General features: G+C 60.1%; 18 protein-coding genes. 7 read left to right on the top strand and 11 right to left on the bottom strand.

What is annotated here, in order from left to right:
* The first annotated feature begins 167 nt into the window (after positions 1-167).
* Both DXT96_RS07060 and hspQ read left to right on the top strand, forming a co-directional pair.
* On the top strand, positions 168-1088 hold the full coding sequence (locus DXT96_RS07060) for a DMT family transporter (protein ID WP_153513968.1): 921 nt from the start codon (positions 168-170) through the stop codon (positions 1086-1088).
* 89 nt (positions 1089-1177) lie between these two features.
* Positions 1178-1507 carry a heat shock protein HspQ gene (hspQ, locus tag DXT96_RS07065; protein WP_153513969.1) on the top strand — a complete coding sequence of 110 codons (330 nt, stop codon included), beginning with the start codon at positions 1178-1180 and terminating at the stop codon, positions 1505-1507.
* A 92-nt stretch (positions 1508-1599) separates the two neighbouring features.
* Here the strand turns inward: hspQ and DXT96_RS07070 are convergent, their stop codons facing one another.
* Positions 1600-2256: an invasion associated locus B family protein gene (locus DXT96_RS07070; RefSeq protein ID WP_142840062.1), complete on the bottom strand. Its 657-nt coding sequence runs from the start codon at positions 2254-2256 to the stop codon at positions 1600-1602.
* A 325-nt stretch (positions 2257-2581) separates the two neighbouring features.
* Between DXT96_RS07070 and DXT96_RS07075 the strand changes: the two genes are divergently transcribed.
* Genes DXT96_RS07075 through DXT96_RS07085 form a run of 3 tightly spaced genes read left to right on the top strand, consistent with a single transcriptional unit; the run spans position 2582 to position 6127 of the window.
* The gene (locus tag DXT96_RS07075) at positions 2582-4429 is read left to right on the top strand and encodes an extracellular solute-binding protein (RefSeq protein ID WP_153513970.1); all 1848 of its coding nucleotides are present in this window, start codon (positions 2582-2584) and stop codon (positions 4427-4429) included.
* A 35-nt stretch (positions 4430-4464) separates the two neighbouring features.
* Positions 4465-5133, top strand: a complete 669-nt coding sequence (locus tag DXT96_RS07080; RefSeq protein ID WP_153513971.1) for a DsbA family oxidoreductase — start codon at positions 4465-4467, stop codon at positions 5131-5133.
* A gap of 52 nt (positions 5134-5185) precedes the next feature.
* Entirely contained in the window at positions 5186-6127 is a 942-nt protein-coding gene (locus DXT96_RS07085; RefSeq protein ID WP_371418802.1) for a DMT family transporter, read from the top strand.
* Between the two features lie 47 nt (positions 6128-6174).
* Here the strand turns inward: DXT96_RS07085 and DXT96_RS07090 are convergent, their stop codons facing one another.
* The 3 genes from DXT96_RS07090 to DXT96_RS07100 form a co-directional block, all read right to left on the bottom strand.
* Positions 6175-6513, bottom strand: a complete 339-nt coding sequence (locus tag DXT96_RS07090) for a hypothetical protein (RefSeq protein WP_153513972.1) — start codon at positions 6511-6513, stop codon at positions 6175-6177.
* Between the two features lie 525 nt (positions 6514-7038).
* Positions 7039-10536: a transcription-repair coupling factor gene (mfd, locus tag DXT96_RS07095; RefSeq protein ID WP_153513973.1), complete on the bottom strand. Its 3498-nt coding sequence runs from the start codon at positions 10534-10536 to the stop codon at positions 7039-7041.
* Between the two features lie 3 nt (positions 10537-10539).
* Complete coding sequence (locus DXT96_RS07100) at positions 10540-10851, bottom strand: succinate dehydrogenase assembly factor 2 (RefSeq protein ID WP_149897376.1); 312 nt, start codon at positions 10849-10851, stop codon at positions 10540-10542.
* A 188-nt stretch (positions 10852-11039) separates the two neighbouring features.
* On the opposite strand from DXT96_RS07100, the gene recG reads away from it, so the two are divergent.
* Positions 11040-13145: an ATP-dependent DNA helicase RecG gene (gene recG, locus DXT96_RS07105; protein ID WP_153513974.1), complete on the top strand. Its 2106-nt coding sequence runs from the start codon at positions 11040-11042 to the stop codon at positions 13143-13145.
* A gap of 14 nt (positions 13146-13159) precedes the next feature.
* The gene (locus DXT96_RS07110; RefSeq protein WP_149897374.1) at positions 13160-13432 is read left to right on the top strand and encodes a hypothetical protein; all 273 of its coding nucleotides are present in this window, start codon (positions 13160-13162) and stop codon (positions 13430-13432) included.
* Positions 13433-13457: 25 nt separating this feature from the next.
* Here the strand turns inward: DXT96_RS07110 and DXT96_RS07115 are convergent, their stop codons facing one another.
* From DXT96_RS07115 to DXT96_RS07145, 7 genes are all read right to left on the bottom strand, one after another.
* The gene (locus DXT96_RS07115) at positions 13458-13748 is read right to left on the bottom strand and encodes a type II toxin-antitoxin system RelE/ParE family toxin (protein WP_153513975.1); all 291 of its coding nucleotides are present in this window, start codon (positions 13746-13748) and stop codon (positions 13458-13460) included.
* Positions 13745-13990 carry a CopG family ribbon-helix-helix protein gene (locus DXT96_RS07120; RefSeq protein WP_153513976.1) on the bottom strand — a complete coding sequence of 82 codons (246 nt, stop codon included), beginning with the start codon at positions 13988-13990 and terminating at the stop codon, positions 13745-13747. Before DXT96_RS07120 ends, DXT96_RS07115 begins: the two co-directional genes overlap by 4 nt.
* Before the next feature lie 173 nt (positions 13991-14163).
* Positions 14164-14832: a DUF502 domain-containing protein gene (locus DXT96_RS07125; protein ID WP_149897371.1), complete on the bottom strand. Its 669-nt coding sequence runs from the start codon at positions 14830-14832 to the stop codon at positions 14164-14166.
* A gap of 13 nt (positions 14833-14845) precedes the next feature.
* A complete protein-coding gene (locus tag DXT96_RS07130) occupies positions 14846-15349 on the bottom strand; it encodes a GNAT family N-acetyltransferase (protein ID WP_153513977.1) in 504 nt (167 codons plus the stop codon).
* Positions 15346-17172 (bottom strand): glutamine--fructose-6-phosphate transaminase (isomerizing), encoded by a 1827-nt coding sequence (gene glmS / locus DXT96_RS07135; protein ID WP_153513978.1) that lies wholly within the window; start codon positions 17170-17172, stop codon positions 15346-15348. Before glmS ends, DXT96_RS07130 begins: the two co-directional genes overlap by 4 nt.
* A gap of 102 nt (positions 17173-17274) precedes the next feature.
* Complete coding sequence (glmU, locus tag DXT96_RS07140; RefSeq protein ID WP_153513979.1) at positions 17275-18636, bottom strand: bifunctional UDP-N-acetylglucosamine diphosphorylase/glucosamine-1-phosphate N-acetyltransferase GlmU; 1362 nt, start codon at positions 18634-18636, stop codon at positions 17275-17277.
* Positions 18637-18849: 213 nt separating this feature from the next.
* Positions 18850-19584 carry a FadR/GntR family transcriptional regulator gene (locus DXT96_RS07145; RefSeq protein WP_149898092.1) on the bottom strand — a complete coding sequence of 245 codons (735 nt, stop codon included), beginning with the start codon at positions 19582-19584 and terminating at the stop codon, positions 18850-18852.
* Positions 19585-19655: the final 71 nt, after the last annotated feature.

The raw sequence follows: 19655 nt of genomic DNA on the forward strand, positions 1-19655 counted from the left end.
GGGAAAAGTGGAACCCGGTTTTCCCGAAAGACAAACGAAAACAAAAGAGTTTAGAGTCTGTCAGGTTCAGAATGAACCTGACAGACTCTAAGGAGCGTCCCTTTCCATTCCGGCGGCTTCCCAGGAGGCCGCCGTTTTCTTTTGAATCCCAGTCATAATTGTGAAGAATGTCGAACAAGCCAGCCACTCAGCAAACCCGCCTCACGGACTGGCTCATCTTTCTGGCTGTGCCGTTCTTTTTCTCCAGCAACGTCATTTTCGGCCGCGGCGTTGTCGGTGAAGTCTCACCCTTCATCGCCGCCTTCATCCGCTGGATCGGATCGACCCTCATCATCGCGCCCTTCATGATCGCCGACTGGCGCAACTGCCTTGATTTCCTGCGTCACAAAACGCTGCTGTGGCTGGTGCTCGGCATTCTCGGCATGGGCATCTGCGGCGGCGTGGTCTATTGGGGCCTGACCATGACGACGGCTGCCAACGGCACGCTGATCTACACGACATCGTCGCTGTTCATCATCCTGTTCCAGCGCATCTTTCAGGGCCGCCGCATCAGAAAGCTCGAAGTGGCGGGCATGGTCATCGCCTTTGCCGGCGTGGCCGCAATCGTGCTCAAGGGCGATATGTCCGCTCTGTGGCACCTGAATTTCAACATCGGCGACTTTGCCATACTGACGGCAGCCATCGCCTTTGCGATCTATTCGGTGTTGCTGCGTGATCCCGCGGCCCGGCAGATGGCCTCCTTCAGCCTTTTCGGATTGATTGCGCTCTCCGGCGCGCTAGTGCTTCTGCCGCCGGCGGCCCTCGAACTGGCGCAGGGCGGAATGCTACCAGCCACACCAATGGCCTGGGCGAAGATCGGTGGCATCATTCTTTTCGCTTCGCTGCTCGCCTTTTATTGTTTCACCCATACGGTGCGCGTTTTCGGCCCGGCAACGGCCGGCATCACGCTTTACATGATGCCGCCGGTCTCGATCCTCATGGCAACGTTTTTTCTTGGCGAGAGCTTCGAGACCTACCATGCCATCGGCATCGTGCTGGTCACCGGCGGTGTCGTCATCGCCACCGCGCCGATCGGCCGCAAGGCCTGAGCGGCGGATGGCAAAACAGCCTGATAGCCCCTAGCCCTTGATATTTCCTGCTGGGCACCCAACTATTAGTGGGAAAGGAAGTTCATGCCATGAAACAAAGAGACGCAAAATTCACGCTTGGCGAGATCGTCCGCCACAAGGTGTTTCCGTTCCGCGGCGTGGTCATCGACGTGGACCCGGAATATGCCAATACCGAGGAATGGTGGAACGCCATTCCCGCCGATATCAGGCCCGAGCGCGACCAGCCATTCTATCATCTTCTGGCGGAAAACGAGGAGACGGAATACGTCGCCTATGTTTCTGAGCAGAACCTTGTCCATGATGAAAACGAGACGCCGCTCCGCAACCCCAATATCAGCCGCATGTTCGACAAGGCGCCGAACGGCGAATGGCGCCCGAAGATGTCAACCGCCCACTGACGCGGTTCCAGTAACGCCCCCACATCCCAAGGCATAAAAAAAACCGGTCTGTTACCAGACCGGTTTTGTCATTCTTGACGCTGCTGGAGCGATCAGGGCTTCGGCGCGGTCTTGGCGGCGTCCTGAGCGGCTTCGAGCTTCTTGCGGGCCTCTTCGGCCTTTTTCTGCATGCCTTCCTGCAGGCTGCGCTGGCTTTCGGCCAGCTGCGACTGGGTGATGGCTGCACCGTCGTAAGCGCCGGTGAAACCGGAGAGTGCGATCTTGATGGGGTTCGGCGCGCGGCGGAAATTGATGGAGGTGAAGACCACCTCGCTACCCTTCTTCAAGGAAGCGATCATGGCGTCCGTCAGCGGAACTTCGGCCGTGCACTTGTCGGGAAGGCAAACGGCGTAGTCGAGCTTCTGGCCCTTGCCGCCATCGATCTGCATCATCACACCGGGAGGCACGAGACGCGCGGTCGGAACGGAAACCTGCAGCAGCTTGCGGTTGACCTTGCCTTCAACGGTGATGAGGCCGACAGCGGTGATCATCTGGCCGTTCTGGGCAAGAACCACGTTCTGCACGACGCAGACATCGTTGTCTTCCTGCTTGGAGCAGGTCTTGAACCAGCCGAGCGGCGGAGCGCCAGCGCCCTGAGCGGCGGGAGCTGCATCCTGTGCCTGCGAGATGGCCGGAGCGGACACTGCGCCGAGAGAAAGGACCAGAGCGGACAGAGCCGTCCGGGTGAATGTGTTTGCCTTTTGCATCATAAGAGTTCCGTCTCCTGAATGTCTGCCGGAACAGAACCGTAAGTCCTGCTCGCCGATGGCGGTATCCTTCTGCCCGTTCAACTGTCGTTTAAATGAGGCAAATGCGTGACCCGTCTCTTCCGGCCACCCTGTTACATGCCGTTCGCGGCGATATCCAGCACTTCTTTAACTTTTTCTTGAGGTGGGCCAAGATTTCCCACCCTCGCATGGGTCCCGCCAAGGGCCTGTGCTACATATTTGCCAGAATCATAACGAAAAAGCCAAATCATGACGATAAACCGATCATCATGATAAATCGGACGGACAGTTGAGACAGGATAATAACATGCGCAACCTTGCGGCCCTCATCCCCGCATTGTTTCTTTTGGGTTCATCCCTGCTTCCCGCCGGGAGCGCCCAGGCGCAGCCGCTTCACGGCATTTCCATGCATGGCACACCGGCGCTGCCGGCGGATTTCCGGCACTTCCCTTACGTCAATCCGGACGTGAAAAAAGGCGGCCGCATATCCTATGGCGTCGTCGGCACCTTCGACAGCCTCAATCCCTTCGTCCTCAAGGGAATGCGCACCACCGCGCGCGGCGTCTGGGACCCGGAATTCGGCAATCTGCTCTACGAACCGCTGATGCAGCGCTCCAGCGACGAACCCTTCAGCCTTTACGGCCTGCTGGCCGAAACCGTCGAGTGGGACGAGGAACGCACATTCACCCAGTTCAACATCAATCCGAAGGCGAAATGGTCGGATGGCGAGCCGGTGACGCCCGACGATGTGATCTTCACCTTCAACCTCCTGAAGGAAAAAGGCCGTCCGCCCTTCAACAGCCGTCTGGACGGCGTGGCGAAGATGGAAAAAATCGGCGATCACGGCGTCCGTTTTACCTTCAACGACAGGGCAAACCGCGAAACGCCGCTCATTCTCGCCTCCTCCACCCCCATTTTGCCGAAACACGCGATCGACCCGGAAAAATTCGAGCAGGCGGGCCTCGGCGCGGTTGTCGGCTCGGGTCCATACCGAATCAAGACGCTGCGGCCGGGAGAACGAATCACCTGGGAGCGGAACCCGGACTATTGGGGCAAGGATATTCCGAGCAAGGTGGGCTTTGAGAATTACGACGAGATCAGCATCACCTATTTCCTGCAGGTCACCACCATGTTCGAGGCCTTCAAGAAGGGCGATATCGACATCTACCCTGAAGGCGACGCCATCAACGGCACCTCCGATACCTCGCATTGGGGGCAGGCCTATAATTTTCCCGCCGTGCATCGCGGCGATGTCGTCAAGGATGTGTTCCAGCCGCGCCTGCCATCCGGCATGTTCGGTCTGGTGTTCAACACCCGCCGCGCCGTCTTTGCCGATGAGAAGGTGCGCGAGGGCCTGTCCTACGCGCTCGATTTCGAGTGGATGAACAGGAACATTCTGGGCGGCGCCTTCAAGCGCACGCAGAGCTACTGGCAGAACTCGCCGCTCGGCGCTTATGGCAATGCCGCCGATGCGCGCGAACTTGCGCTGCTGGGCGACGCGGCGAAAACCATGCCGCCGGAGCTTTTGGCGGGAACCTATGCCATGCCGACCACCGACGGCACCGGTGCGGACCGCAAGGTGCTGAAACTGGCCGTCGATAAGCTGAAAGAGGCCGGGTACAGCATCAAAAACGGCAGGATGTCCGACGCCAATGGCCGCCAGCTCGCCTTCGAGATCATGACCCAAAACCCCGCGCAGGAGCGCATCGCGCTTGCCTATCAGCGCTCGCTCAATCTGATCGGCGTCGCCATGGGCATCCGCTCGGTCGATGACGGCCAATATCAGGCCCGCTCGAACAGCTTCGATTACGACATGATCATCCGCTCCCTGCCCTCCTCGCTCTCGCCGGGCGCGGAGCAGCTCAACCGCTGGAGTTCGCTGTCGCGGGATGCGCAGGGCAGCTTCAACTATGCGGGTGCGGCCAGCCCCGACATAGACCGCATGATCGAGGCCCTGCTACAGGCCCGCTCGACGGAGGATTTCCAGGCGGCGGTGCGCGGTTACGACCGCCTGCTGGTCGCCGGCCACTATATCATCCCGCTCTATTACATCGGCGCGCAGTGGATCGCCCGCTGGAAATATATCGACCGCCCGGATATGACCCCGATATCAGGCAATCAGAAACAGACCTGGTGGGATGCGCGGGCGCAATAACCCCCTCACCGGTCCACACAACGGAAGATAAAACCATGGAACGCATCGTCATCGACGTCGTATCGGATATGGTCTGCCCCTGGTGTTATCTGGGCAAGGCAAGGCTCGATCTTGCCATTGCCGAGGTGCAGGACGAGATCAGCGTCGACGTGAACTGGCGCCCCTATCGCCTCAATCCGGACTATCCGCCTGAGGGCGTCGACCAGAAGGCCGCGCTTGAGGAAAAGCTCGGCAAGGAGCGTCTGGAGCAGGCGCATGCCAGTCTGGTGCAGCTCGGCAAGGAAGTCGGCATCCACTATGATTTTGATGCGATCAACATCGGCCCGAACACGCTCGATGCACACCGCCTGTCGCTCTGGGCGCATTCCGAAGGCCGCGACGTTCAGGAAAAGATCGTCACCGGTCTGTTCAAGGCGAATTTCGAAGAAGGCCGCAACATCGGCGATCACGCCGTGCTGACCGATATAGCCGAAAAGGCCGGCATGGACGCCAAGGTGGTGGCGCGGCTTCTCGCCTCCGATGCGGACAAGGATACCGTCGTCGCCGAAATTGATGCAGCGCAGCAAATGGGTGTCGCCGGCGTGCCGTTTTTCATCCTCGACCAGAAATATGCCATCAGCGGTGCACAAACGCCTGACGTATTGATTGCTGCACTGCGGGATATTGCAAAAATCAAGGCGGACGAGCATAAGTCGATGAACTGACGGTCAAACCACCGGCAGCTTACCCTAACCGATAAACTGTTGGTGTTTTCCCGTGTCGGACCAGACCCTGAAAGGCATTCTGCTTGCCTTTGCCGCCTTCGCTGCCTACGCATGGAGCGACGCGAGCGTTAAACTCATAGAAGGCCAGATTTCACCGATCGAATCGGCCTTCTTCGGCGCCGTCTTCGGCCTCGCCGCCCTGCCCTTCATCCGCAAGCGCAACGACTGCTGGGCGGATGTCGTCAAGACGACCAACCGCCCGCTCTGGCTCATCCGCTTTTTTGCTTCCGGCATCGGAGCGGTCGGCAGCGTCACAGCCTTCACGCACCTCTCCATGGCCGAAGCCTTTGCGCTGATCTTCCTGCTTCCTTCCTTCGTCACCATCATGTCGGTGGTGTTCCTGAAGGAACAGGTCGGCATCAAGCGCTGGTCGGCAGTCATCATCGGCTTCGTCGGCGTGCTGATCATCTTGCGGCCGGGTTTCCGCGAACTCGGCATCGGCCATCTCGGCGCCATCCTCGGTGGTTTGAGCGGCGCGCTGTCCATCGTGATCTTCCGCGCCATGGGACCGTCGGAAAAGAAATTGTCGCTTTATGGCGCCGGCGTGCTGGGCTGTCTGGCGATCAGCGGCGTTGCCATGATCCCCACCTTCGTTCTGCCAGGCGGTGAACAATGGCTGCTTCTGGCCGGTTACGGCCTGTTTGCAGCGGTCGGCAACGTGCTGATCATGTATGCCGCCCGTTATGCGCCTGCCGCCATGATCGGCCCGACACAATATAGCCAGATGCTCTGGGCCATCTTCTTCGGTTACCTGATCTTCGGCGACCATATCGACAGCTGGATGCTGGTCGGCATCGCCCTCATCGTCGGTTCCGGCATGTTGACGCTCATCCGTGAAAAGCAGCGAAAAGTGCCGATGCCGGCCTCGATTGCCGCCACCGACCAGAACGTCGCAGTCGGCATCACACCGGAAGACGCGCCCAGAACCCTTTAGTTCCGGCGCGTTCTTCCATGGCTATTTTTGCGATTGGCGGCGAAAGCTCAGTAGCAGACGCGCGCGCGGTACATATCGCCCCAGCTATTCTGCCGCCAGACGACGTGGCAGCTCGGATATGCCGGCCGATAGATCACCGGAGGGCCGTAGACTGGCGGACCGTAAAATGGCTCGCCGTAATAAGGGCCGTCATAGGAATGCCGCGCCCCGGCAATGATAGCACCGCCGATAATGGCTCCGGCGATACCTGCGGCAATGCCGCCGCCGCCATGCCCGTGTCCGAAGTGGTTGCGTGCTTCCGCCTGATTGGTGGTGGCAATTGTGGTGCCCGCAATTGTCAAAGCAACCAGACCTGCGGAGGCGAACCTGTTCATCCTGATCCACATTGTCTTGCTCCTTCGTCTTCCCACTCGCGCATCATATTGGGCGCAATGCAGGAGATGAAAACAAGACTACGCCCGCTGAAGCTACCGGCGCATGTCCGTTTCATTACATCCCGGTAATGTTTGCGGAGCGTCGGGGCTGGGAGGATCGAGAAAGCAGATGGATGTAGGACGTTTCAATTTTCGTTTGCCCGGATGTGCTTTAGGTGTTGGCTTTCGGCAGGTTGTTTATTGACAGCGGGCCGAAGGCGCGCGGGGTTTACCCTCACGACGGAGCGCGTTGCGTTTGCGCGTCACCATTTGGCAGCGAACCGAAGGTGGGTGTGGCTTACCCCCCTCTGCCCTGCCGGGCATCTCCCCCACAAGGAGGGAGATCGGCAAGGGGCGTTACCGCCACTTCATTCTCAAGCTTCGAGATGGGCGAGACCTTGCCGCAGATCGATCTCCCTCCTTGTGGGGGAGATGCCCGGCAGGGCAGAGGGGGGTAAGCCACACCCGCTTCACTCTCAATGCCCTAACGCCCCCAATCTAGGACCGCGCCAGTTCCGCCAACTGCGTCATGATCATCGCCGCCCCCGCCAGCCGTTTTTCCGGCGTTGGCAGATCGCGGTTCAGGAACAGGCTGTGGTCAGGGCGGATCTTCGCCATAGAGCCTTGCTTGCCGATATAACCGACCAGCGCCGCCGGGTTGGGGAATTCCTTGTTGCGGAACTGCACGACGACGCCCTTCGGCCCGGCATCCACCTTCTCGACATTGGCAACGCGGCAGAGCGACTTGATGTAGACGATCTTGAGGAGATGCTGCACCTCTTTCGGCAGCGGGCCGAAGCGGTCGATCATCTCCGCGCCGAAACCATCGATCTCGCTGATATCGGCAAGTTCGCCAAGACGGCGGTAAAGGCCCATGCGCAGATGCAGATCCGGCACATAGTCTTCCGGGATCATGACAGAGGTGCCGACCGAGATTTGCGGCGACCAGCCGCTGTCACGCACCTCTTCGTCACCCTTCACTTCCGCCACCGCTTCTTCCAGCATCTGCTGGTAAAGCTCGAAGCCGACTTCCTTGATGTGGCCGGACTGTTCCTCGCCAAGCAGATTGCCAGCACCGCGAATATCGAGATCGTGGCTCGCCAGCTGGAACCCTGCCCCCAGCGTATCCAGAGATTGCAGCACCTTCAGCCGCCGCTCGGCCATCGTCGTCAGCACCTTGTTGACCGGCAGGGTGAACAGAGCAAAGGCCCGCACCTTGGAACGGCCGACACGGCCGCGCAGCTGGTAAAGCTGGGCAAGACCGAACATATCGGCACGGTGCACGATCAGCGTGTTGGCGGTCGGCACGTCGAGACCGGATTCGACGATGGTGGTCGATAGCAGCACATCGTATTTGCCGTCATAAAAGGCATTCATAATGTCTTCGAGTTCGCCCGCCGCCATCTGCCCATGCGCCACCGCCACCTTCAGCTCCGGCACATCCGATTGCAGGAAGGCGTGAATATCGGCAAGGTCGGCAAGCCGTGGACAGACATAGAAACTCTGGCCGCCGCGATAATGCTCGCGCATCAAGGTTTCGCGGATGACAAGCGGATCGAACGGAGAAATGAAGGTGCGCACCGCCATGCGGTCCACCGGCGGCGTGGTGATGAGCGACAGCTCACGCACGCCGGTCATCGCCAGTTGCAACGTGCGCGGAATTGGCGTCGCCGAAAGCGTCAGCACATGCACGTCGCTCTTCAGCTCCTTCAGGCGTTCCTTGTGCTTGACGCCGAAATGCTGCTCTTCATCGATAATCAGCAGGCCGAGATTGGCGAAATTGATACCCGCGCCAAGCAGCGCATGGGTGCCGACGACGATGTCCGTCTTGCCATCAGCCACTTCCTTTTTGGTAAGCGCCAGCTCCTTGGTGCCGACAAGCCGCGAAGCCTGCTGCACGCGAATTGGAAGACCACGAAAACGTTCCGAAAAGGTGCGGAAATGCTGGCGCGACAACAGCGTGGTTGGCACCACCACCGCCACCTGTACGCCGTTCATGGCGGCGAGGAACGCGGCGCGCAACGCTACCTCGGTCTTGCCGAAACCGACATCGCCGCAGATCAACCGGTCCATCGGCCGCCCGGCGCCCAGATCCTCACGCACCGCCTCGATGGCGGTCAGCTGATCCTCGGTCTCGTCATAGGGAAAGCGGGCCGCGAATTCGTCGTAAAGCCCATCCGGCGCAACCAGCGCCGGCGCATGGCGCACCAGACGCGCCGCCGCAATGCGGATAAGCTCGTCGGCCATGTCGAGCAGCCGCTTCTTGAGCTTGGCCTTTCGGGCCTGCCATGCGCCACCGCCCAGCTTGTCGAGCGTGGCTTCTGCCGCATCGGAACCATAACGCGACAGGAGATCGATGTTTTCGACGGGAAGGAACAGCTTGGCGTCGTCGGCGTAATGCAGTTCCAGACAGGCGCGCGGCGCGCCCGCCGCCTCGATGGTCTGCAAGCCAACAAAGCGACCGATACCATGTTCGGCGTGGACGACCAGCGAGCCCTCGTCCAGCCCCGCCACTTCCGAGATGAAATCCGCGCCGCGCTTGCGGCGTTTCGAGCGGCGCACCATACGGTCGCCAAGAATATCCTGCTCGCCGATGACAGCCAGCATCCCCGTCTCAAACCCGGCTTCGAGGCTGAGCACCGTCGCGGCCGCCTCACCCTTGCCGAGCTTCTCCACCTCTTTCAGCGCCGTCACCGGCTTGATGTTTTCCAGCCCGTGCTCGTTCAACACCTGCAACAGCCGGTCGAGCGAACCTTCCGACCAACCTGTGATCAGCACCTTCCAGCCCCTGGCGCGGCGCTCGGCAATGTGCTTCACCGCCAGATCGAAAACATTGATCCGTTCTTCGCTATTGCTTTCGCTCATTGGCCGCGCCCAGCGCGGGCCGACATGGGCATCCAGAGTCGCGACCGGATGACCTTCGCTGTCATGCTCGTTGAAAGGTGTCAGACGCACCGCATTGGCGGCGGCAAGCATCGCATCGAAGCTTTTGCCATCGAGATAAAGCTGCCCCGGCGACACCGGCTTGTAGGGCGCGCCTTGCGTGGAACCTTTGGTCTCACCTGATGCCCTCCGCGCCTCGTAATAATCGAGCACCAGCTTGGAGCGTTCCTTCGCCGCCTCTCGCGCCGTATGGTCGGTGACGATGCGAAAACCCTTCAGATAATCGAAGGCGGTTTCCAGCTGCTCGTAAAACAGCGGCAGCCAATGCTCCATACCGGCATAACGGCGGCCTTCGGACACGGCCTGATAAAGCGCATCGTCGCGGGTCGCAGCGCCGAACAGCGACAGGTAATTCTTGCGGAACCGGCCTATCGTGTCCGGCGTCAGCGTCACTTCGCTCATCGGGTTCAAATCGAGCGAGCGGGCCTGGGCGATGGTGCGCTGGCTGGCCGGATCGAAGGTGCGGATGCTCTCCAGGGTATCGCCAAAGAAATCAAGCCGCACCGGCTCTTCCGTGCCGGGAACGAAAACATCCAGAATGCCGCCGCGCACGGCGAATTCACCGACTTCACGCACTGTCGCCACCCGGTCGAAACCGTTGCGCTCCAGCCGCGCGGCAATCTCTTCCATGCGGATCTGGTTGCCGGGCTTTGCCGAAAAGCCGAGGTTGCCGATGATATCGCGCGGCGCCATCTTCTGCAGCATGGCGTTGACGGTGACTAGAACGATGGCCGGATGTGGCTTTTTCGCGTGGGCGATGAGACCGGAGAGCGCGGCAAGCCGCCGCGCTGAAGTGTCTGCGCTCGGTGACACGCGGTCATAGGGCAGGCAGTCCCAGGCCGGCAGCGACATGACCGGAATGTCAGGCGCGACGAAACCGAGGACCTGTTCGAGATCGGCGGCCCGCTGGCCATCCGACATCACATAGGCGACCGACGTGCCCGCCCGCGCCATATCGGCAAGCAGCAGCGCTTCCATGCCGGAAGGCACATTTCCGATGGTCAGCGGCGTATCGGCCGACGTTACCAGCTTTGCATCGAATCCGGCTATCATGTTTCAGGCCTTCAGGGTTTCTGCTGTGACGAGATCGAAATCGGGACGGTAGGAAGCGATCTTTTCGAACAGCGGCGTCTGGAATTTTTCCGGCACCGGCTGCGCGCCCGTCACCATCTGGACGAGGTCCTGATCCTCTTCCGCCATGATGACCTCCAGCTCATCGAGCTGTTCATCGGACAAGTTAGCGATATGGTCTTCCGCAAATTGCCCGAGCACCAGATCCATCTCGCGAATGCCCCGGTGCCAGCAGCGGTAAAGTATCCGCCGGCGTCTCGGATCGAGGTCGGCACTCGTGCGCACCAGTCCAGTCATCGCATTCACCTTTCGGTTGGCTATTCAACAGGATGTTGACTGCGACCTCCTATAGAACAGGAGGCGAACGCTTGGGAACCGGTTTTTATCGAAATAATGCCACGGCGGTGAAAATCTGCCGGTGATAACCCGCCTTTGTCAGGGCTCAACTCTTGCATAACGTCTCCCCTTCCCCGATTTTGTGCGCCATGCGCCCGGCCATTCTCGATCCGCTGTTTGCCTCGGTTTCCACCCTCGCCGGTGTGGGGCCGAAGCTCGCCGATCTTCTGGCCAAACTCTTGAGCCGGGAAAGCGCCGACGATACCCGCGTCATCGACCTTCTCTTTCACGCGCCGTCGAATGTCATCGACCGCCGCAACCGCCCCGGCATCGCGCTCGCGGCCCCCGGCGCCATTGTCACCATTCAGGGACGCGTCGACCGCCACCAGCCGCCGCCATCAGGCAACCGTTCCGCGCCCTACCGGGTTTTCCTGCATGACGAGACCGGCGAACTGGCGCTGACCTTCTTCCGCGCAAAGGGTGACTGGCTGTCCAAGGCACTGCCCATCGATGAAGAGGTGCTGGTCAGCGGCAAGGTGGACTGGTTCAACGGCCGCGCCTCCATGGTGCATCCCGATTTTATGGTGAAGCTATCGGAGGCAGAAAACCTGCCGCTGGTGGAAGCCGTTTACCCCATGACCGCCGGGCTGTCTGCCAAGGTGCTGCGCAAGGCAATCGAAGGCGGGCTCTCAAAGCTGCCGGTCTTTCCCGAATGGATCGACGAAACTCTGAAGACCCGCCAAGGCTTCGGCGACGTCGCCTCGAGCTTCCGCGAGTTGCACGATCCGCGCGACAGCGCCGATATCGAACCGCAGGCCCCGGCGCGCAGAAGGCTTGCCTATGATGAGTTTCTCGCCGGACAGCTGTCATTGGCGCTGGTGCGCCAGCGGATTCGTAAAGTGGCGGGCCAGCCGATCCGCGCCAAGGGCGATATCGCCGCAAAAATCCTCGCGCAGCTGCCCTTCTCGCCAACGGCAAGCCAGAGCGCTGCGGTAAAGGATATCCTGACCGATATGGCCGGCGAAGACCGCATGTTGCGGCTGTTGCAGGGTGATGTCGGTGCTGGCAAGACGCTGGTGGCGCTGATGGCCATGGCGACAGCCGTGGAGGCCGGCGGACAGGCGGTGCTGATGGCCCCGACTGAAATCCTCGCCCGTCAGCATTTCTCCACCATCTCCAAACTCGCTCAGACAGCTGGCATCACCGTCGAGGTTCTCACCGGCCGCACCAAGGGCAAGGAGCGCCGCGAGATCGAGGAACGCGTGGCGTCCGGCGAAGCACAGATCATCATCGGCACCCATGCGCTGTTTCAGGACAGCGTTGCTTACAAAAACCTTGTGCTCGCAGTAGTGGATGAACAGCACCGTTTCGGCGTGCACCAGCGCCTGCGCCTCACCGCCAAGGGCATCACCCCGCATATGCTGGTCATGACCGCCACCCCCATTCCGCGCACGCTGGTTCTGGCCGCCTTCGGCGACATGGACGTCTCGAAACTCACCGAAAAACCCGCCGGCCGCAAACCCATCCAGACGGTGACGATCCCCACCGAACGCATCGGCGACATTGTCGAGCGGCTGCGCGCCGCTTTGAAGGACGGCAAGAAGGCCTACTGGATCTGCCCGCTGGTGGAGGAGACGGAAGAGTCCGATTTGATGTCGGTGGAAGAGCGGCATGCGGTTCTGTCGCAAATGCTCGGCCCAAATATAGGTCTTATCCACGGCCGCATGAGCGGCCCGGAAAAAGACGCCGCCATGCTCGCTTTCAAGAGTGGCGAAACCCGGCTGCTGGTGGCGACGACGGTGGTGGAAGTCGGCGTCGACGTGCCGGATGCGACCATCATGGTCATCGAACACGCCGAACGTTTCGGCCTTGCCCAGCTGCACCAGCTGCGCGGCCGGGTGGGACGCGGTGACGAGGCATCCACCTGCATCCTGCTCTACAAGGGGCCGCTCAGCGAAAACGGCCGCGCCCGGCTCTCCATCCTGCGCCACAGCGAGGACGGCTTCCTCATCGCCGAGGAAGACTTGAAGCTGCGTGGCGAAGGCGAACTGCTCGGCACCCGCCAGTCCGGCACGCCGGGCTTTCGCATCGCCAGCCTCGAGGCGCATGCCGACCTGCTGGAAATCGCCCGCAAGGACGCGGCCTATGTCATCGAGCGCGACCCCGAACTGACAGGACCACGCGGCGACAGCCTGCGCACCCTGCTCTATCTGCACCGCCGCGACGAAGCGATCCGCTTCCTGCACGCCGGCTGAAAGTTTTGACCATCATGAACATGATCGACCCACGCCGCCCACCACCCGCCTTCCGCAAGGGCTACGCGCTCTGCTCGCCGCAGAACACCTTGCAGCCGGAGACCTTTGCGAAAAGCGAGAAGAAGGCGATAGGCAAGGCTTTCAAAAAGCCCGGCCGAAAGAAGGCATGGGCAGAGGCGCTGGAGCAAGGCTGGAGCGTGCGGCTCGTCTATATGCGGCTTTTCGTTCCTGTTTTTCATGCTACGAGCACGGCTATTGAGACGGACGATCTGGATGATGAGGATTGATCGACGCGTCTGAGAGACCCTTTGGCTAAAATGCAGAGGGCCATCGTTGCGATGTATGAATGACCGTCAGAATCTCGATATTCCGGCCGACGCGATAGGCAATAATGTAGGAAATGTCTGGAAGTACGGCTTCCCGTGTTCCCCTGATGCGCCCGACCCGCCCCATCGCCGGCTGCGCCACCAACATATCGACCGCGGAGACAATACGGGAAATAACGCGAGCCGCGGCGGCTGGATTGTCCTTTTCGATATGCGCACCGATTTCATCAAGCCGTCGCAGCGCCCGCAAAGTCCAAAGAATTCTCCGATCGCTCATGACGGCCGGGAGGATTTCACATATTTTCCGACAATGTTTGCGAGATCATCAGGCGTTCCAAACTCGCCGCGATCCGCCTCCGCCAAACCGGCCTCGATCTCGGCGAGCTGCCACTCTTCACGGGCAACAAAGTCCTCAATCGCCCGCGTCGCCATATAGGACCGCGAGCGATCAAGCTTTTCCGCCAATTGGTCCAGCTTGTCAGCAACCTCGTCTGGCAAGCGCACTGTGAATGCAGTCATGATCGCGGCTTCTCTTGGTTCACAAAGATTATTAGTGAACCACATTGGTTCGTCAAGGTTCCGCCTATAGCCTAATATGCCCCATTAGGCCGACTATTTTCCCGCTAGAGAATGAACACGGGAAATAGCCATGCGGACATCCGTAACAGACGCAACGAGCACGGCCTCAATATCTAAACCGGCGCAATCACCTTCGGCGGCGTGAAATCTGGCGCCACCAGACCGCCGGAAATCAGCAATTTAGCCGCGTCCTCCGGCGTCATGTCCAGCATCACGATCTTGTCTTTCGGCACAAACAGCAGAAAGCCCGCAGTGGGCACAGGGGTGGGTGGCAGGAAAACGGCGACCATCTGCTGGCCCATTTCGTTGAAGCGATGGGCAAGCTCGCCCTTCACTTCCGAGGATACGAACACCATCGCCCAGGTGCCGGAGGAGGGAAATTCGATCAGGCCGACCTTCTTGAAAGAGTTCGCATGCTCCTTCAGAACGGATTCGAACAGCTGCTTGATGCTCTTGTAGATCGGCCGCACCAGCGGCATGCGGTTGAGAATGGATTCACCGACGCCGACGATCCATTTGCCGATGAGGTTATTGCCGAGAAAACCGATGAGGGTGATGCCAACGACGGCGATCAGCAGGCCGAAGCCGGGGATTGCCACATCGAAATATTGCTCGGGATCATAACGGGCGGGAATATAAGGCTTAACCCAACTATCCGCCCACTGCAGAAAACTCCACACCAGCCACATGGTGATGGTGACGGGCGCGAGGATAAGGACGCCCGTGAGGAAGCTGTTGCGCAGACGGGCTGCGAATGAAATTTTTACTGGAATATCAGTCATTTACCGTTCGGCATTAAGCGTTGACGCTATCGAAACCCGGATGAAAACCGACAATGCCGGATGGAGTTCCGCCATGCAAGCGAAGAACTGTGAAATATTCGTCAGGAATTCCCTCAGCGCTTAAGCCCTCGACAGGACGAAAACCGAAGCGGCCGTAGTAGTCCGGATCGCCCGCGACGACGCAGCCCGCGGCATTCAGGCGCTCCAGCGCGGCAAGCCCTTCGCGCGCCAGCCGTGAACCGACGCCTTGCCCCTGCCGATCCGGCGTGACCGAGAGCGGCGCAAGACAGAACCAGCCGGTTTCGCCGCTGGTGAGCGTCACCGGCGAAAACCCGATATGGCCGACGATGCCTTCGCTGTCCTCGGCAACCAGCGAAACCGTTAGCGCGCCCGCCTTGCGCAGCCGCTCGACAATCAGATGCTCTGTCTTGTCGCTATGATCGACGTTACGGAAGGCATCTTCCGTAACGCGAGCAATCGCCTCTTCATCACCCTGCTGTTCCGGCCGGATGATCATTCCACCGTCACCGATTTCGCCAGATTGCGCGGCTGGTCCACATCCGTGCCCATGAAGACAGCTGTGTGATAGGCGAGCAGCTGGATCGGCAGCGAGAAGACCATCGGCGCGATCAGCTCGTCGACATTTGGCAGGGTGATCGTCGCCATGGTCTCGAGCCTGGAGGCGGCAGCGCCCTTCTCGTCGGTGATGAAGATGATGCGGCCACCCCGCGCGGCGACTTCCTGCATGTTCGAAACGGTCTTTTCGAAGAAGCGGTCATGCGGCGCGATGACGATAACAGGCATGTTCTCGTCTATCAGCGCGATCGGCCCATGCTTCAACTCGCCGGCGGCATAACCTTCAGCGTGGATATAGGAGATTTCCTTGAGCTTCAGCGCGCCTTCCAGCGCCAGCGGAAAGCTGGTGCCGCGGCCGAGATAAAGCACGTCCTTGAAACGCGACAGATCGCGTGACAGCGCCTCGATCTGCGGCTGGATGCTGTTGAGAACCTTGCTCATGATGCGCGGCATCTCGGTGAGATGGCGAACCAGTTCGGTTTCCTGCTGAGGTGTGATCGTGCCGCGCGCTTTTCCAGCGGCAACGGCCAGCGAAGCAAGCACGGCAAGCTGGCAGGTGAAGGCCTTGGTGGAGGCGACGCCGATTTCGGGGCCGGCGAGGATCGGAAAGATCGCATCCGATTCGCGCGCCATGGTCGATTCACGCGTATTGACCACCGCACCGATCTTCAGCCCCTCCTGCTGGCAATAACGCAGGGCCGCCAGCGTATCGGCGGTTTCGCCCGATTGCGAAATGAACAGCGCGGCCTGCGTGGGAACGAGCGGGATCTCGCGGTAGCGGAATTCCGAGGCGACATCGATTTCCACCGGCAAGCGCGCATAACGCTCGAACCAGTATTTACCGATCAGGCCGGACAGATAGGCCGTGCCGCAGGCGGAAATGGCAAGGCCGGAAAGCTTGGAGAAGTCGATTGCGGTGTCGGCCTGCTTCACGGTCTTGCTGGCGAAATCCACATAATGGCTGAGCGCGTGGGAAATGACTTCCGGCTGCTCGTAGATTTCCTTTTCCATGAAGTGGCGATGGTTGCCCTTGTCGACCACATAGGCCGTCGCCTGCGAAATCTGCCGCTCGCGCTTCACTGGCTTGCCCGAGAAATCGATGATTTCCGCACCCTGCCGGGTCAAGATGGCGCAGTCGCCATCCACCAGATAGGTGATCTCGTTAGTGAAGGGTGACAGCGCGATGGCATCGGACCCCAGGAACATTTCGCCACGGCCATAACCGACGGCCAGCGGCGGGCCGGAGCGCGCCGAAAGCAGCGTGCCGGGATCATCCTGAAACATGACGACCAGCGCATAAGCACCGGTGACACGGTTCAGCATCTTCAGCATCGCCTCGCGATGGCCAAGCCCGTCGCGGGTATATTTCGCCAGAAGCTGCGCCACCACTTCGGTGTCGGTCTGGGTGGTGAAGGTGGCGCCCTCGGCGGTCAGTTCTTCGCGCAGCTCGGAGAAGTTCTCGATGATGCCATTATGAACGACGGCAACACCTTCGACGAAATGCGGGTGTGCATTGGTTTCGTTCGGCACGCCATGCGTCGCCCAGCGCGTATGCGCAATGCCGACCACGCCCGGCAGCGGCTTTTCCGAAACCAGTTTTTCCAGATTGAACAGCTTGCCTTCCGCCCGGCGGCGGTCCATCGCGCCATTGTCGATGGTGGCGACGCCAGCCGAATCGTAACCGCGATATTCGAGACGCTTCAGCGCATCGACAAGCCGTTCAGCAACAGGCTGGGTTCCGACTATTCCGACAATTCCGCACATATATTTCTCCAGACGGCGATCTCTTCGCCGAAACTACTAACCGTTTCTCCGAAATCAGCAATTATCCCGCCGGTCACTTTCGGTATCGCTCGGTAACGTCTTTCAAGAGGCCTTTTTCTTGGCTTCCTTCAGCGCTTTCGCCCGCTCGCGCACCACGATTGCGCGGCCCGGCTTAACCTCTTGACGCGCCCGCCCGAAAGCCAGCGCATCATCAGGCACGTCATCGGTAATCACGCTGCCGGAGGCTATATAAGCCCCCTCTCCAATGGTGACGGGAGCGACCAGCGACGAGTTCGAGCCAATGAAACTGTTCGCACCGATCCGCGTTTCGGCCTTGTTGTAACCGTCGTAATTGCAGGTGATGGCGCCCGCACCGATATTGCTGCCGGCGCCGATATAGGCATCACCGATATAGGTCAGATGGTTGACCTTGGCGCCCTCGCCGATCTCCGCCTTCTTGACCTCGCAGAAATTGCCGACCTTGGCTTTGGCATGCAGGTTGGCACCCGGACGTAACCGCGCAAAAGGACCGACCATCGCACCTTCAGCAACATGAGCCCCCTCCAGATGCGAAAACGAATGGATGATGGCACCCGCGTCGATGGTCACACCGGGACCGAACACGACATTCGGCTCGATCAGGGCATCCTGCCCGATCTTCGTATCGAAGGAGAGGAAAACCGTCTCGGGCGCGATCATCGAAACACCCTCCACCATCAACTCATGGCGGCGGCGCTCCTGCCACAACTTCTCGATAAAAGCCAGTTCGGCACGGTTGTTGCAGCCGACCAGCTCGGTTTCCGGCGCATCGATGGCCACGGCGCGACGGCCGAGCGAACGGGCGATTTCAACGATGTCGGTGAGATAATATTCGCCCTTCACGTTGCCGTTGCCGATCCGGTCGAGCAGATCAAGCGCATTGCGACCGTTGATCGCCATCAGGCCGCTATTGCACCAGGTCACCTTGCGTTCTTCGTCGGTTGCGTCCTTTTCCTCGCGGATCGCTACCAGCTCGCCATTCTCGACCAGCAACCGGCCATAACCGGTCGGACGCTCGGTGTGGAAGCCGATCACGGCCACATCGGCACCGGCGGCAATCGCCTCACGCGCCCGATCAAGCGTCGCGGACGTAATGAGCGGTACGTCGCCATAAGCGACGATCAGGTCGTCGAAACCGCGCTCAATGGCTGGGCGTGCGGCAAGAACGGCATGGCCGGTGCCCTTGCGCTCCGTCTGCAAGAAAGCTTCAATCTGAAGACCCCTAAGGTTCGCGGCCGCGGCAACATTGTCAGCATCGCGCCCGACCACCAGCGCCACCGCGCCAACACCCGATCCAGCCACAGCCTCCACCACATGCGCAATCATCGGCCGCCCGGCAACCGTGTGCAGCACCTTGGATTTCGACGACTTCATGCGCGTGCTGTCGCCCGCAGCGAGAATAACGGCTAGAGAGCTGCGCTCCATAAGACCTCCAACACCCTATCTCCGGGCCCAACGGCAGCCGGGACAGTGGCATGTGTTTGACTTTACGCCAGCCGGTTGAACAGACAGGCGCTTCGGTAATTGCGTTCCGGCATTGCTATAATGGCGGCCCACTTAAGAAACCATGCAAATCCACACCAAATTTCCATGCCGATTTTCATCAAACGTGATCAGCGGCGGTATGGCGTGATCTATTCAGCGCGGGTGACGGGCGTTGAATTCCAATACCTGCTGACGACCGTTTTCAATCAGCCTGCCCATTTCGCGGCGCGCCGCGGCCTCATCGCGCAGACGAAACGCCTCGACCAGCCTTAAATGGGAGGCGGATACATCGGAAATCTCGTTGGGATCGGCTTCCGGGTTGCTCATCCGGAAAATACCCGCCAGCGCTGCCTTTATCAGCGAACCGACGGTGCGCATGAACGGATTACCGGACATTTCAGTGATGAGCACATGGAAATTCATATCCGCCAGCGCCCGCTTCTCTTTAGAATAGGCCGTATTGCCCATCTCGTTGGCGTAAGCGGCAAGCTTGGCGATATCGGCGTCCTTTGCCCTGAGAGCGGCAAGCCCCGCGCCATAGGGCTCGAAAGCCTGACGGATATCATAGAGATGCAGCAGGAACTCGTCGCTGACGCCTGCCTCGAAGTGCCAGAGAAGCACTTCACTGTCGAACATGTTCCAGCTTTCGCGCTCCGTCACCCGGGTGCCGATGCGCGCCTTGGGCGAAATCATACCCTTGGCGGTCAGCGTCTTCATCGCTTCACGCAACACCGTGCGAGATACTTTCAGCCGCTCCATCAGCTCGGCATCGCCGGGCAGGATGTCGCCCGTCTTGAAGGTGCCGGACACGATGTCGAGACCGAGCTTGTGAACGACCTGTGCATGATTTGTCCGCAGCTTTCGAAAACCGATCGCCGCATCGAGCATTCCGCGCTGCAAGTGTCATGTCCTCCCGTTCGGTTGACGAGGTGAAAATCGCGTATGGCTTGTATATTCCA

Source organism: Agrobacterium sp. ICMP 6402, assembly GCF_009498615.1.
In the GTDB taxonomy this organism is placed as follows: domain Bacteria; phylum Pseudomonadota; class Alphaproteobacteria; order Rhizobiales; family Rhizobiaceae; genus Agrobacterium; species Agrobacterium burrii.